Origin of the sequence: Burkholderia pseudomultivorans (genome assembly GCF_902499075.1) — a bacterium.
GTDB classification, from domain to species: Bacteria; Pseudomonadota; Gammaproteobacteria; order Burkholderiales; family Burkholderiaceae; genus Burkholderia; species Burkholderia pseudomultivorans.
The window spans coordinates 1-14,053 of sequence record NZ_CABVPP010000017.1 but is presented as its reverse complement, the minus strand read 5'-3'; the positions used below and the strand labels follow the sequence as shown (position 1 = coordinate 14,053).

The 14,053-nt window shown below is 70.8% G+C and carries 16 protein-coding genes; 8 read left to right on the top strand and 8 right to left on the bottom strand.

The genetic code is table 11. From position 1 onward, the window contains the following. Positions 1–7: 7 nt before the first annotated feature. From cobT to cobC, 3 genes are read left to right on the top strand one after another with little or no spacing between them, the layout of a single operon-like run. Positions 8–1,066: a nicotinate-nucleotide--dimethylbenzimidazole phosphoribosyltransferase gene (gene cobT, locus BST28156_RS13970; protein ID WP_060245110.1), complete on the top strand. Its 1,059-nt coding sequence runs from the start codon at positions 8–10 to the stop codon at positions 1,064–1,066. Continuing rightward, on the top strand, positions 1,056–1,832 hold the full coding sequence (locus tag BST28156_RS13965; protein WP_174902490.1) for an adenosylcobinamide-GDP ribazoletransferase: 777 nt from the start codon (positions 1,056–1,058) through the stop codon (positions 1,830–1,832). Before cobT ends, BST28156_RS13965 begins: the two co-directional genes overlap by 11 nt. Beyond that, positions 1,817–2,401: an alpha-ribazole phosphatase gene (cobC, locus tag BST28156_RS13960; protein ID WP_174902489.1), complete on the top strand. Its 585-nt coding sequence runs from the start codon at positions 1,817–1,819 to the stop codon at positions 2,399–2,401. The genes BST28156_RS13965 and cobC overlap by 16 nt, the downstream gene beginning before the upstream one ends. Before the next feature lie 174 nt (positions 2,402–2,575). On the opposite strand, the gene BST28156_RS13955 is transcribed toward cobC, so the two are convergent. The 4 genes from BST28156_RS13955 to cobU are packed head-to-tail and all read right to left on the bottom strand — an operon-like array spanning position 2,576 to position 5,997. Continuing rightward, the gene (locus BST28156_RS13955; RefSeq protein ID WP_174902488.1) at positions 2,576–3,493 is read right to left on the bottom strand and encodes a cobalamin-binding protein; all 918 of its coding nucleotides are present in this window, start codon (positions 3,491–3,493) and stop codon (positions 2,576–2,578) included. Next, entirely contained in the window at positions 3,490–4,509 is a 1,020-nt protein-coding gene (gene cobD, locus BST28156_RS13950) for a threonine-phosphate decarboxylase CobD (RefSeq protein ID WP_174902487.1), read from the bottom strand. The genes BST28156_RS13955 and cobD overlap by 4 nt, the downstream gene beginning before the upstream one ends. After that, positions 4,502–5,446 carry an adenosylcobinamide-phosphate synthase CbiB gene (gene cbiB, locus BST28156_RS13945; protein ID WP_060245105.1) on the bottom strand — a complete coding sequence of 315 codons (945 nt, stop codon included), beginning with the start codon at positions 5,444–5,446 and terminating at the stop codon, positions 4,502–4,504. The genes cobD and cbiB overlap by 8 nt, the downstream gene beginning before the upstream one ends. Then, entirely contained in the window at positions 5,440–5,997 is a 558-nt protein-coding gene (cobU, locus tag BST28156_RS13940) for a bifunctional adenosylcobinamide kinase/adenosylcobinamide-phosphate guanylyltransferase (protein ID WP_174902486.1), read from the bottom strand. The genes cbiB and cobU overlap by 7 nt, the downstream gene beginning before the upstream one ends. Before the next feature lie 90 nt (positions 5,998–6,087). On the opposite strand from cobU, the gene BST28156_RS13935 reads away from it, so the two are divergent. From BST28156_RS13935 to BST28156_RS13920, 4 genes are all read left to right on the top strand, one after another. Further along, positions 6,088–7,593, top strand: coding sequence for a cobyric acid synthase (locus BST28156_RS13935; RefSeq protein WP_174902485.1), 1,506 nt, complete (start codon positions 6,088–6,090; stop codon positions 7,591–7,593). Between the two features lie 92 nt (positions 7,594–7,685). Further along, entirely contained in the window at positions 7,686–7,826 is a 141-nt protein-coding gene (locus tag BST28156_RS13930; protein WP_167361746.1) for a hypothetical protein, read from the top strand. A gap of 159 nt (positions 7,827–7,985) precedes the next feature. Further along, a complete protein-coding gene (locus BST28156_RS13925; RefSeq protein ID WP_174902484.1) occupies positions 7,986–8,399 on the top strand; it encodes a DoxX family protein in 414 nt (137 codons plus the stop codon). Between the two features lie 126 nt (positions 8,400–8,525). Next, on the top strand, positions 8,526–9,185 hold the full coding sequence (locus BST28156_RS13920) for a ParA family protein (protein WP_060245101.1): 660 nt from the start codon (positions 8,526–8,528) through the stop codon (positions 9,183–9,185). Positions 9,186–9,303: 118 nt separating this feature from the next. On the opposite strand, the gene panD is transcribed toward BST28156_RS13920, so the two are convergent. The 4 genes from panD to BST28156_RS13900 form a co-directional block, all read right to left on the bottom strand. Then, positions 9,304–9,690, bottom strand: a complete 387-nt coding sequence (panD, locus tag BST28156_RS13915) for an aspartate 1-decarboxylase (RefSeq protein WP_174902483.1) — start codon at positions 9,688–9,690, stop codon at positions 9,304–9,306. 44 nt (positions 9,691–9,734) lie between these two features. Continuing rightward, entirely contained in the window at positions 9,735–10,574 is an 840-nt protein-coding gene (gene panC / locus BST28156_RS13910) for a pantoate--beta-alanine ligase (protein ID WP_174902482.1), read from the bottom strand. A 199-nt stretch (positions 10,575–10,773) separates the two neighbouring features. Then, positions 10,774–11,646, bottom strand: a complete 873-nt coding sequence (locus BST28156_RS13905; RefSeq protein ID WP_009692997.1) for a segregation and condensation protein A — start codon at positions 11,644–11,646, stop codon at positions 10,774–10,776. Between the two features lie 4 nt (positions 11,647–11,650). Continuing rightward, positions 11,651–11,839, bottom strand: coding sequence for a DUF3460 family protein (locus BST28156_RS13900; RefSeq protein ID WP_009692996.1), 189 nt, complete (start codon positions 11,837–11,839; stop codon positions 11,651–11,653). 255 nt (positions 11,840–12,094) lie between these two features. Between BST28156_RS13900 and BST28156_RS13895 the strand changes: the two genes are divergently transcribed. After that, entirely contained in the window at positions 12,095–13,912 is a 1,818-nt protein-coding gene (locus tag BST28156_RS13895; RefSeq protein ID WP_174902481.1) for an autotransporter assembly complex protein TamA, read from the top strand. The last annotated feature ends 141 nt before the right edge of the window (positions 13,913–14,053 follow it).

The window sequence follows — 14,053 nt, the reverse complement described above, 5'->3', positions numbered from 1 at the left end:
CCCTTCGATGACGACGACCCCGACCGATTTTCCTCCCGCGATTGCGCCGCTCGACGATGCGCTGCGCAAGCGCCTGCAGCATGTGATCGACCACAAGACCAAGCCGCCCGGCAGCCTCGGGCAGCTCGAAGCGGTCGCGTTGCAGGTCGGGTTGATCCAGCGCAGCGAGCAGCCGAGCGTGCAGCGCCCGGTGACGATCGTGTTCGCCGGCGATCACGGGATCGCGGTCGAGGGCGTGAGTCCGTATCCGCAGTCGGTGACCGCGCAGATGGTCGCGAACTTCCTGGCCGGCGGCGCGGCGATCAATGCGTTCTCCGAGGTCGCGCAGAGCGTGCTCGAGATCGTCGATGCGGGTGTCGCGTCGCCGCTGCCCGCGTCCGACCGGCTGGTGTCGCTGCCGGTCGCGCGCGGCACGCGCAATTTCGCGGTCGAGCCGGCGATGACGCGCGACGACGCGATGACGGCGCTCGCGGCCGGCGCGGCGCGCGTGCGCCATCACGCGTCGCTCGGCACCAACGTGATCGGTTTCGGCGAGATGGGGATCGCGAACACGTCGGCGGCCGCGTGCCTGATGAGCCGGCTGCTCGACGTGCCGATCGACGCGTGCGTCGGGCGCGGCACGGGCCTCGACGACCAGGGCCTCGCGCACAAGCGCGCAGTGCTCGGCCGCGCGCTCGTGCGGCACTCGCATGCGATCGCGCCGCTCGACGTGCTCGCGACGTTCGGCGGCTTCGAGATCGCGATGATGACGGGCGCCTATCTGGCGGCCGCGAGCGAGCGCATGACGATCCTCGTCGACGGTTTCATCGCGACGTCGGCGTTGCTCGTCGCCGAGCGGATCGTGCCGGGCGTGCGCGACTACTGCGTGTTCTCGCATGCGTCGCACGAGGCCGGGCACCGTCGGATGCTCGAGCATTTCGGCGCGAAGCCGCTGCTCGCGCTCGACCTGCGGCTCGGCGAAGGCACGGGCGCCGCGCTCGCGCTGCCGCTGGTGCGCGCGGCCGTCGCGTTCCTGACCGGGATGGCGAGCTTCGAATCCGCGGGCGTCGACAATCGTGACGCCTGAGCGCTCGCGCGGCGTGCGCGCCGAGGCGCGCTACTTCTTCGTCGCGCTCGGCTACTTCACGCGCGTGCCGGTGCCGAAGGCGATCGGCTATGCGGCCGGCGATCTCGACCAGGCCGCGCGCTATTTCCCGCTGGTCGGCGCGTGCGTCGGCGCGTGGGGTGCGCTCGTCTATTTCGCCGCGCTGCGCGTGCTGCCCGCGTCGATCGCGGTCGGCCTGTCGATGGCCGCGACGCTGCTCGCGACCGGCGCGTTTCACGAGGATGGCCTCGCCGACAGCTGCGACGCGTTCGGCGGCGGCTACATGCGCGACGACGTGCTGCGCATCATGCACGATTCGCGGATCGGCACGTTCGGCGCGGTCGCGCTGGTCGTCACGCTCGGCCTGAAGTGGCAGGCGCTCGCCGCGCTGCCGCCGCTGCGCGCCGCATGGACGATGGTCGCCGCGCATGCGGCGAGTCGCGCGGCGGCCGTGAGCCTGCTGATGTCGCTCGACTACGTGCGGCCCGAGGGCAAGGCGAAGCCGGTCGCGCAGCGGATGTCGGCGCGCGCGGCATGCGTCGCGGCGCTGTTCGGCTTGCCGTGGCTGTTCTGGCCGGACTGGCGCGCAGGCATCGCGGCGCTGGCCGCGCTCGCGCTCGTGCGCGCATGGGCGGCCCGCTATTTCGTGAAGCGGATCGGCGGCTATACCGGCGACTGTCTCGGGTTCGCGCAGCAGTTGAGCGAGCTGGCGATCTATCTGGTGGTGCTCGGATGGATGTCGTCCTGATCCGTCATCCGGCCGTCGCGGTCGAGCCGGGCGTCTGCTACGGGCGCAGCGACGTGCCGCTCGCGGCGTCGGCCGACGCCGGTGCGCGCGCGCTGCGCGAGCGGCTTGCCGCGCTGGGCGCGCCGTTGCCCGCGCGGATCGGCGCGAGTCCGCTGGTGCGCTGCGCATCGGTGGCTGCGCGGCTCGCGCGCGCGCTCGACGTGCCGCTCGCCTGCGACGCGGGCTGGCAGGAAATGGACTTCGGCGCGTGGGAGATGCAGCGCTGGGACGCGATCGATCGCGCGGCGCTCGATGCGTGGGCGGCCGACCTGATGCATGCGTGCGCGCACGGTGGCGAAAGCGTCGCGCGTTTCGCCGCGCGCGTCGCGACGATGGCCGATGCGGTCGGGCAGAGCGGCGGTCCGCATTGGGTCGTCACGCACGCGGGCGTGATCCGCGCGTTCGCGTCGCATGCGCTGCGCGTGCCGCTCGACACGCTGCTGTCGCGGCCGGTGCCGACCGGCGGCGTGGTCTGGCTGAGAGCGGGGGACGGTGCGCAGGCATGGGATGTCGTGCACTGGGACGCGTAGCGCGCAATCGTTCACGCGGGGAAATCGTGCGTGGGGACGGCTCCATGCACGACCGTGATCCCGGCGTTTCGCGCGTTTGCACCGCTTCCTGAAGCGACGCACGCGGATAAACGTATTCGCCGCGCACGAACGCTCGGCGCCCCTGTGCCGAAGAAACGCGCGAACCGCTCGAACTCAGCGCGCAGGCCGCCGTGCGCGCGCGGCGTCGAGGTCCTCGCACAGCGCCGCGGCGCCCTGCGCGATCCGCGGGGCGGGCCGCGTCAGCAGGTCGCCGTCGATCGCGAACAGGTTGCCGCGCGCGACGGCCGTCAGCGCGGGCCATGCGCGCCAGCGCTCGAGGCTCGGCAGCGCCTGGTCCGAACGCGTCGCACCGGCGCTCGTCGTTACGATCGCCTCCGGATCGGCGGCGAGCACGGCTTCGTCGGTGACGGTCGGCACCAGCGGCTGCAGCGATGCGAACACGTTGCGCCCGCCGCACAGCGCGATCACGTCGCTGATCAGATGCGCGCCGTTGAGCGTCATCAGCGGCCTATCCCATACCTGGAAGAACACCGTGACGGGCGCGCGCGCCGCATAGCGCGCGCGCAGCGATCCGATCGTGCGATCGAACGACGCGGCGGTCGCATCGGCCGCCGGCTGCGTGCCGAGCAGCGTACCGAGGCGGCGCAGCGACGACGACACATCGTCGAGATGCTTCGGCTCGCTGAAGAACAGCGGGATATGCAGCGCGCGCAGCGCGTCGGTCTGCCGCTCGGCATTGCCGTGTCGCCAGACCACGATCAGGTCGGGTTTCAGCGCGGCGATTCGCTCGAGGTCGAGCGCCTTGTTGTCGCCGACGCGCGGCACCGATTTTGCGGCGGGCGGATAGTCGCTGTACGACACGGCGCCGACGAGTTTCGCGCCGCCGCCGGCCGCAAAGACCAGCTCGGTCGCATGCGGCGCGAGGCTGATCACGCGCTGCGCGGGCGCGGGCAGCGTCACGGTGTTGCCGGCATCGTCGCGTGCGCTGACATCGGCATGCGCGAGCGGCGCGTGCGCGAGCGCGGTCAGTGCGGCGGCCGGCAGCAACCGGTTGAGCGAGCGTACTTTCATGCGGAGGCCTGTTGCAGCGTGGGCACGCATTGCGCGAGCGCGTCGGCAAGGCGCTGCCATTCGGCTTCGCCGCCCGGCAGCCCGACCCGCACGCTCGACGGCCGCGCGAAATGGCGCGTCCAGATGCCGTGTGCCGCGAGCGCCGCGTGCAGCGCCGCGGCGCGCGGATCGTCGGTCCAGCTATAGAGCGGCGTCGCGCGCACCGCGAAACCGTGCGTGCGCAACAGCGCGGCGAGGCGCGCACCGTCGGCGGCCAGTCGGTCGCGCGCGGCAGCTTGCCATGCGCGATCGGCGAACGCGGCGGCGACCGCGTGGCGCGCGGGGCCGCCGACGGTCCACGCGCCGAGCGTGTCGCGCAGCGCGGCGATCCGGTCGGGGCGCGCGAGCACGAAGCCTGCGCGGATGCCGGCGAGACCGAAGAACTTGCCGACCGAGCGCAGCACGATCAGGCCCGGACGATCCGCGTGCGCCGCGAGCGACGGCGTCGCGCCGGTATCGGCGAACGCCTCGTCGACGGTCAGCGTGCCGCCGCGCGCCGCCAGTTGCGCATGCCAGTCGAGCAGGCGTTCGGCCGGCACGAAATCGGCGGTCGGGTTGTTCGGATTCCCGACGATGACGTGGCGCAGCGTCGCGGGCAGCGTGTCCGTGTCGATATCGAGCGGCACGACGCGATGGCCGTGACGCGCGAACGCGGGCGCGTATTCGCCGTATGCGAGCGGAGCGACGCCCGCGTCGCCGGCCGGCAGCAGCGCGGGCAGCACGCGGATCGCGGCCTGGCTGCCGGCGACCGGCAGCACGTGCGCGGCATCGGGCGCACCGTAGTAGCGCGCCGCGCATGCGGCGAGGCCGTCGCCGTCGTCGGGCAGCCGCCGCCATGCGTCGGCCGGCACCGGCGGCACCGGATAGCCGAGCGGATTGATGCCGGTCGACAGGTCGAGCCACGCATCGTATGGAATGCCGTGGCGGCGTGCGGCTTCGTGCAGGTTGCCGCCGTGAGGAATCGCGGTGTCAGACATGATGGGTGGCCATGACAAGGGCGCCGCTCGCGACCAGCAGCGCGAGCCACAGCGCGAGCGTGCGCGTGACGAGCGACAGCGCGGCGACGACGTGCGCGGCGCTTGCCTGCGCGCCGGTGCCGAGCACGGGGCGGTCTTCGATTTCGCCGTGATAGACGGCCGGGCCGCCGAGCTGCACGTTCAGGCTGCCGGCGCCCGCGGCCATCACGGGGCCCGCGTTCGGGCTGTCCCAGTGGCGTGCCTGCGTGCGCCAGCAGCGCCACGCGGCGGCCGTGTCGCCCAGCAGCGCGTAGCTCGCGGCGGTCAGGCGCGCCGGGATCCAGTTCAGCGCATCGTCGAGGCGCGCGGCGGCCCAGCCGAAGGTCAGGAAGCGCGGCGTGCGGTAGCCCCACATCGCGTCGAGCGTGTTCGCGAGCCGGAACAGCAGCGCGCCTGGGCCGCCGGCGACGACGAACCAGAACAGCGCGCCGAAGATCGCATCGTTGCCGTTCTCCAGCGCCGATTCGACGGCCGCGCGCGACAGTGCGCCTTCGTCGGCCGTGCTCGTGTCGCGCGACACGATGCGCGCGGTCAGTACGCGGGCGGTGTCGAGGTCGCGCTGCAGCAGCGCGGCGGCGATCGGCGCGACGTGCTCGGCGAGGCTCTTCGCGCCGAGCGCGAACCACAGCAGGACGACGTGCAGCGCGGCCGCGAACGGCCACGGCAGCGCGGCCACGAGCCATGCCGCGATCGCGACCGGCGGCAGGACGGCCGCGGCCCATGCGGCGACGCCCGTCACGCGGCCGCGCCGGCCGGTGTTCAGCGCGGCTTCGATGCGCGCGGCGAGCCGGCCGAACGCGACCAGCGGATGCCAGCCGGCCGGTTCGCCGAGCACGCGGTCGACGAGCACCGCCGCGACTGCGAGCATCGCGACGATCGGCAGCGACAGCATCAGCATGAAGGCGCTCCGGCCTTGAGGTCGAGCGGCAAGCCGGCGACCAGCAGCGTCACGCGCGTCGCGAGCGCGGCGATGCGCTGGTTCAGGCGCCCGAGCTCGTCGACGTAGCGGCGCGTGATCGATCCGAGCGGCACGACGCCGAGCCCGATCTCGTTGCTGACGACGATCACTTTCGCGCGGGCGCCGCGCAGCGCGGCGTCGAGCGCGTCGACGCGCGCGAGGTACTGCGCGTCGTCGAGCGGTGCGCCGTCGGCCGGGCACAGCAGGTTGGTGAGCCACAGCGTCAGGCAGTCGACCAGCAGGCACGCGCGCGGATCGTCGAGCCGCGCGAGCGTGCCGGCGAGTTCGAGCGGCGCGTCGGCGAAGCCCCAGTCGGCGGGCCGGCGCGCGCGATGGTGCGCGATGCGCTGCGCGAATTCGGCATCGTCGGTGGCGGTCGCGGTCGCGATATAGGTGACGGGGCGGCCGCTGTCGGCGGCAAGCCGCTCGGCGTAGGCGCTCTTGCCCGAGCGCGCGCCGCCGAGAACGAAGGTGAGGTCGTGCGGAATCATCGCGTGATTGTACCGGCGCGGGCGTCCCGTCACCGGCCATCCCGGCATCGGGCGATAATGCGCGCTTCGTTTTGCCACGACTTTCGCAACATGAATGCACCCGACCCGCTGCCGCGCGGCACGCTGATGATCCAGGGCACGACGTCCGACGCGGGCAAGAGCACGCTCGTCGCGGGCCTGTGCCGCCTCGCGCGCCGCGCGGGCGCGCACGTCGCGCCGTTCAAGCCGCAGAACATGGCGCTCAACAGCGCGGTGACGGCCGACGGCGGCGAGATCGGCCGCGCGCAGGCGCTGCAGGCGCTCGCCGCCGGCGTCGCGCCGCATACCGATTTCAATCCGGTGCTGCTGAAACCGACCAGCGACCGCGGCGCGCAGGTGATCATCCACGGCAAGGCGCGCGCGAACCTGAATGCGCGTGCGTATCACGACTACAAGCCGGTCGCGTTCGACGCGGTGCTCGAATCGTACGCGCGCCTGCGCGCCGGCTACGACACGGTGATCGTCGAAGGCGCGGGCAGCCCGGCCGAGATCAACCTGCGCGAAGGCGACATCGCGAACATGGGCTTTGCCGAGCGCGTCGACTGCCCGGTCGTGCTGGTCGCCGACATCGACCGCGGCGGCGTGTTCGCGCATCTGGTCGGCACGCTCGCGTGCCTGTCGGACAGCGAACGCGCGCGCGTGCGCGGTTTCGTGATCAACCGCTTTCGCGGCGACTTCAAACTGCTCGAACCGGGCCTCGACTGGCTGCGCGCGCAGACGGGCAAGCCGGTGTTCGGCGTGCTGCCGTACCTGCACGGGCTGCTGCTCGACGCGGAGGATATGCTGCCCGCCCAGGCGCGCAGCGCGGCCGCGCGCGGCGATGCCGGCGTGCTGCGGGTGGTCGTGCCGGCGCTGCCGCGCATCAGCAACCACACCGATTTCGATCCGCTGCGCGCACATCCGCAGGTCGAGTTCACCTACTGGAAGAGCGGCCCCGTGCCGCCCGCCGACCTGCTGATCCTGCCCGGCTCGAAGAGCGTGCAGCGCGATCTCGCGTGGCTGCGCGAGGCCGGCTGGGAAACGGTGATCCACCGCCATCTGCGCTATGGCGGCAAGCTGATCGGCATCTGCGGGGGGATGCAGATGCTCGGCCGCACGCTCGACGATCCGCTCGGCCTCGAAGGCGCGCCCGGCAGCGTGCCGGGCCTCGGGCTGCTCGATTTTGCGACGACGCTGCAGCCCGACAAGACGCTGAAGAACGTGACGGGACGCCTCGCGCTGCCGGGCGCCGCCGCCGTGCACGGCTACGAGATCCATATGGGCGACACGCGCGGGCCGGCGCTCGCGGCGCCCGCGCTGGAGCTGGCGGCCGACGGCGGGGATGCGCGGCGTGCGCGCCCGGACGGCGCGCTGTCCGCCGACGGACAGATCCTCGCCACCTATGTCCACGGGCTGTTCGACGCGCCCGACGCATGCGCGGCGCTGCTCGCCTGGGCCGGGCTCGACGGCGCCGAGCGGATCGACTACCCGGCGCTGCGCGAAGCGTCGCTGGAGCGGCTGGCCGATACGTTCGCCGCGCATCTCGACCTGGATGCGCTGTACGCCGAATTCCGCTGAAGCCGGACCGCGGCGGGCGCGGCCGGACTCGCTTTTTCCGCCGGATCGCGTACAACACAGGAGGGCGGCTGTCCGTCCGGAGGAGTGCGACGATGAAGGCTCGATGGTGGTGGAGCGTACTGCTGGCGGCGCTGCTGGGCGCGTCGGCGGCCGCGCATGCGTGCGACGGGTACGGACCGGGCGGCAGCCCGTCCGGATCGGGCGATGCGACGCAAGGCAAGAGCGGTTATTGAGCGCCGCGAAATCGACGGCAGGGCATGATCGGTCATGCCCTTTTTTGTGCCTGGATTCGTTCCAGATGGGAATCAGTTAAAGCGAATCGGCGTATTTATCGACCTAAACGGTTCGAATAGAGTGCGATCCATCGCCATCCACTTACGAAGGAATCCGTCATGAACCCCGATCGCCTGAACGATTTCGCCGCGACGCTGCTGCGCGTCGCGCTCGGCGTGCTGTACCTCGCGCACGTCGCGCAGAAGGTGTTCGTCTTCACGCTGCCCGGCACCGCGCAGTTCTTCGCGTCGATCGGCCTGCCGGGCTGGCTCGCGTACCTGACGACGCTCGTCGAACTGGCCGGCGGTATCGCGTTGCTGGCGGGCTTCCGCGTGCGCGTCGCCGCGCTCGTGCTGCTGCCGTTCATGCTCGGCGCGACCGCCGCGCATCTGCCGAACGGCTGGGGCTTCGCGTCGCCGAACGGCGGCTGGGAATACCCGGCGTTCTGGGCCGTGACGCTCGCGGTGCAGGCGCTGCTGGGCGGCGGCGCATTCTCGATCGGCGCGCCGCCGCGGGCGGCCCGGCCCGCCTGAACGGGGCGCGGATCGGCGCAACCCGTTCCGGTGACACCCGTTTTGCCGATATCATCGCTCCCTGTATCCGCAATCGAGCGGCGCCTGTCATGCGGCGGGCGCCGCGCGGCTTTTTCGGGGGAATTCATGACGGTGATCGTGGTGGCGAATCCGAAGGGCGGCGTGGGGAAGAGCACGCTGTCCACCAATCTTGCCGGCTACTTCGCGGCGCAGGGCGCGTGGGTCGCGCTCGCCGACCTGGACCGGCAGCAGTCCGCGCATGCGTGGCTCGACCTGCGGCCGGCCGGGCTGCCGGCGATCGAGGCGTGGTCGCTCGATCCGGACGCGCCGACGAAGCCGCCGCGCGGCCTCGAGTACGCGGTGATCGACACGCCGGCCGGCCTGCACGGCAACCGGCTCAACGTCGCGCTGCAGCTCGCCGACAAGGTGATCGTGCCGCTGCAGCCGTCGATGTTCGATATTCTCGCGACGCAGCAGTTTCTGGAGCGCCTGGCCGGCGAGAAGGCCGTGCGCAAGGGCAGCGTCGAGGTCGGGATCGTCGGGATGCGCGTCGATGCGCGCACGCGCTCGTCCGACCAGCTGCACCGTTTCGTCGAGGGGCTCGGCCTGCCGGTGCTCGGCTACGTGCGCGACACGCAGAACTACGTGCAGATCGCCGCGCACGGGCTGACGCTGTGGGATGTCGCGAAAAGCCGCGTCGAGAAGGATCTCGAACAGTGGCGGCCGATCGTCGAATGGGCGGAGCGGCGCGCGCCGAAAGCGGAGAAGGTCGCGAAGGCCTCGTAAGCGCGCCGGTTGCGCCGGCGTGGCGCTGGCGCCCAGCGGCGCCCCCGCTCCGAATGAAAAAGGGCCGGATTCCGCGTCGCGCGAAATCCGGCCCTTCGTGCGTCGACGACCGGGCGCGTCAGGTCCAGTTCTGCGTCGGCACGTGATCGCGGTGGCCCTTGATCTTGTTGCCTTCGTCGATGAACACGAGCTTCGGCTTCCAGCCGGCCTGCAGTTCGGCTTCGTCGACCGTCGCGAACGCCGCGATGATGACCAGGTCGCCGAGCTGCGCGCGGCGCGCGGCCGAGCCGTTCAGCGAGATCATCCCGCTGCCGCGTTCGCCCTTGATCGCGTAGGTCGAGAAGCGTTCGCCGTTGTTGATGTTCCAGATGTCGATCCGCTCGTTTTCGACGATGTTCGCCGCTTCGAGCAGGTCTTCGTCGATCGCGCACGAGCCTTCGTAGTGCAGCTCGCAGTGCGTGACCGCCGCGCGATGGATTTTCGATTTGAGCATGTGGCGCTGCATGATGTCTCCGTGATGCGTCGTGAGAGGCGCGGGCGGGCGGCCCGTCAGATTTCCAGGTTGTCGATGAGGCGCGTCGCGCCGAGCTTGGCGGCCGCGAGCACGACGAGCGGCTCGCCGGCTTCCAGTTCGGCCGCGCTCGGCGCGATCAGGTTCGCGCGGCGGCGGATCGAGATGTAGTCGGGCGCCCAGCCGCGCGCGGCCAGGTGCGCGCGCATCTGCGCTTCGAGCTTGCCGAGGTCGCGCTCGCCGCCGAGCACGCTTTCCCGCACGCGCTGCAGCGTCTTCGCGAGCTCCGGCGCCTCGTCGCGCTCGGCCGCCGACAGATAGCGGTTGCGCGACGACAGCGCGAGGCCGTCCTCGTCGCGCACGGTCTCGGCCGCGACGATGTCGACCGGCAGCGCGAGCTGCTGGCACATGCGGCGCACGATCATCAGCTGCTGGTAGTCCTTCTTGCCGAATACGGCGACGCGCGGCTGCACGCAGGCCATCAGTTTCGCGACCACCGTGCACACGCCGGTGAAGAAGCCGGGCCGGAACTCGCCTTCGAGAATCCCGCCGAGATCGTCCGGCGGCAGCACGCGGTACTCCTGCGGCTCCGGATACATGTCGCGCTCGGTCGGCGCGAACAGCACGTAGACGTTTTCCTTCTGCAGCTTCTCGATATCGTCCTGCATCGTGCGCGGATACTTGTCGAAATCCTCGTTCGGGCCGAATTGCAGCCGGTTGACGAAGATGCTCGCCACGACCGGGTCGCCGTGCTGGCGCGCGAGGCGCATCAGCGACAGGTGGCCTTCGTGCAGGTTGCCCATCGTCGGCACGAACGCCGTGCGGTTCTGTCCGCGCAGCTGGTCGCGCAGTTCCTGGATCGAGCTGATGACTTTCATGATCGGGTAGCGATTTCCTCGCGCCTGGGGCGCGTTGCCGCCGCGGCACGCGGCGTCGGGGTCGGAGCGAAACGCGCCCGCGCGCGGGCGGCGCGTCGGGCGTCGGCGGATTGTAGAGGATTTGGCCGCCGCACGCACCGAAAAGAGAACGGTCGTTCTATTTTTGGACGGAGGCGGGCCGTCGCGGCCGCGGACGACTTTACGCGGGCAGGTAGGCGAGGCGGACGTAGATCGGCGCGAACGGCTCGGCCTGCGTGATCTCGACGAGCGACTCGCGCGCGAGCTCGAGCATCGCGATGAAGTTCACGACGACGACCGGCACGCCGCGCGAGGTGTCGAACAGATCGGCGAACTCCATGAAGCGCGCGTTCTGCAGCCGGCGCAGGATCAGGCTCATGTGTTCGCGAACGGACAGTTCTTCGCGGGAAATCTTGTGATGCTGGACCAGCTTCGCGCGTTTGAGCACGTCGGCCCACGCGGCGCGCAGGTCGTCCGAGTTCACGTCGGGGAAGCGCGGCGTGATGCTCTGCTCGATGTACACCTCGGCGCGCAGGAAGTCGCGGCCGAGCTGCGGCAACTGGTCGAGGCGCTGCGCGGCGAGCTTCATCTGCTCGTATTCGAGCAGGCGGCGCACGAGTTCCGCGCGCGGATCCTCGGCCTCCTCGCCGGTATCGGCCTTCTTGACCGGCAGCAGCATCCGCGACTTGATCTCGATCAGCATCGCGGCCATCAGCAGGTATTCGGCCGCGAGTTCGAGGTTCGACGTGCGGATCTGGTCGACATAGCCCAGATACTGCGCGGTGACCTGCGCCATCGGGATGTCGAGCACGTTGAAGTTCTGCTTGCGGATCAGGTACAGCAGCAGGTCGAGCGGGCCTTCGAACGCCTCGAGGAAGATCTCGAGCGCGTCCGGCGGGATGTACAGGTCCTGCGGCAGCTTGAAGAGCGGCTCGCCGTACAGGCGAGCGAACGCCGCGACACCGTCGACCGTGTCGGGCGTCGAATCGGCGCCCGCGGGCGCGGCAACCGCGTCGTCCTGCCGGGCGGCGCTGGCCTCGTCGGCGGCGCTCACGTCGTCAGAAGTTCTGGTAGTAGACGTACGGCGTTTGCTTCACGCGCGATTCCTGCTGCTCGGCGCGCTCGTCGAGGTCGATCGGCTGCTTGTCCCACAGCAGCGAGCGGCCCTTGCGCTGCTCTTCTTCGAGCGTCGGCTTCTGCTGCTTGAGCTGGTTCAGGAATTGCGTGACGTCGGACTGGTACGGCATGGCTTGGCTTTCCGTTTCGGGCGGCGCACGGTGCGCCGGATTCTGCGATGGCGGGATTTTACCGCATCGCGGGGAACAGCCGGTGCCAATCGCACGTCGAAACCGCGGGCAGGGCCCCGGCCGCCGCTGGCGGGCAGTGCGGCGCGCTCGCGACGGTTTGCGCCGGGCTGACAAACATTAAGCTTCGGCGCCGGCACGCTGTGGTCAAATACAGGGTTTTCCACGAAACCGCGACAACCGACGGCGAGGTCTTATTTGGCGGGGCAGGCGAACCAGCAACGACACATCGCGCATGACGCGGATCACCGCGCATCGCAACCCTTCGCGCGGCGCGGCGCCGGCGCCGCGGCGCGGGCCGCGCTCGCGGGTTGCCTCGCCGCATGCTTCGCGCTGCCGGCCCACGCGAAGTACGACGTCGACATCGACGCGCCGCGCTCGATCCGCAAGCTCCTCAAGTCGCATCTCGACATCGCGCGCTTCGCGAAGCGCGACGACATCAGCGACGACCAGTTCGACTTCCTCGTCACCGCGACGCCGCAGCAGGTGCGCGACCTGGCCGCGACGGCCGGCTATTTCTCGCCGGTCGTGCGCACCGACGTGCGCACGCGCGACGGCAAGCGCGACGTGCGGATCGCGGTCGAGCCGGGGCCGCAGACGATCGTGTCGTCGGTCGACCTGAGCTTCAAGGGACCGGTCGGCAGCGAGGATCCGAAGCAGGAGGCCGCGACCCGTTTCGCGTTCACGCTGAAGACGGGCGACCCGTTTACGCAGTCCGACTGGGACGGCGCGAAGAGCGCCGCGCTCAAGCAGCTGCAGTCGCGCCGCTATCTCGGCGCGAAGATCACGTCGTCCGAGGCGCGCATCGATCCGCGCACGCAGCGCGCAACGCTCGCGGTCACGTTCGACAGCGGCCCGACCTTCACGATCGGCAAGGTCGACGTCGACGGCGTGCGCCGCTATCCGGGGAAGATCGTCACGAACGTCAATCCGCTGTCGGAAGGCGAGATCTACGACGTGCAGCGGATCAACGAGCTGCAGCGGCAGCTGCAGAACACGCCGTACTACGCGAGCGTCGCGATCGACGTCGGCGACGACGTGAACAAGCCCGAGCGCACGCCGGTGCACGTGAAGGTCAGCGAGTTCCCGTACAACAACATCCGCGGCGGGGTCGGCTATGCGACCGACACCGGCCCGCACGTGCAGGGCTCGTACACGTACCTGAATACGTTCGGCGCCGCGTGGCCGCTGACCGTGTCGGGCCGGCTCGACCAGATCCAGCAGTACGGGCAGGTCCAGCTGTCGATGCCGCCCGGCGAGCGCGGGTGGACCAACAGCGTGCTCGCGTCGTATACGAACACCAACGTGTCGGACACGCGCATCTACAGCGCGCGGGTGGGCGCGCAGCGCACGCGCACCGGGCAGTTCATCGACTATGCGTATTCGCTGATGTACTACCAGGACCGGCTCGACCAGAACGGCGCGGGACCGACCACCAGCCGCGCGCTGGTGCCGCAGTGGGCGTGGACGCGCCGCAACGTCGACGATCCGCTGTTCCCGCGCTCGGGCAACCTGATCCACGCGGAGGCCGGCTTCGCGGTCAAGGGCGTGCTGACCGACCAGACCTTCATCCGCGGCTATGCGCGCGGCCAGCAGTACCTGCCGATCGGCAAGCGCGACCTGTTCGTGTTCCGCGCGGAGCTCGGCGGCGTGTTTACCAGCGGCAGCTCGTCGGGCGTGCCGGCGTCGCTGCTGTTTCGCGCGGGCGGCTCGAACTCGGTGCGCGGCTACGGCTACCAGAGCATCGGCAACAGCGTCGACGGCTCGGTGCTGCCGACCAAGTACCTGATGACGGGCACCGCCGAATACCAGCACTGGTTCAACCGCGACTGGGGCGCCGCGACGTTCTTCGACATCGGCACCGCGACCGATGCGTGGGGCGAGAAGGTGTTCTACCCGGGCGTCGGGATCGGCGCGCGCTGGCGCAGCCCGGTCGGCCCGATCAACGTCGACGTCGCGTACGGGCTGCGCAACCATAGCGTGCGCCCGTACCTGACGCTCGGCATCGCATTCTGAACGAACCGCCCGACCCACGACGACCCGCATGACGAAGGCCCCGAACGATACGCCGCCGCCCCACGATCCGGACTCGCCCGACGGCGCGCCCGACACGCCGCCGCGCGCGCCGCGCCGCGGCCGCGCGCTGCGCGTCGTCGC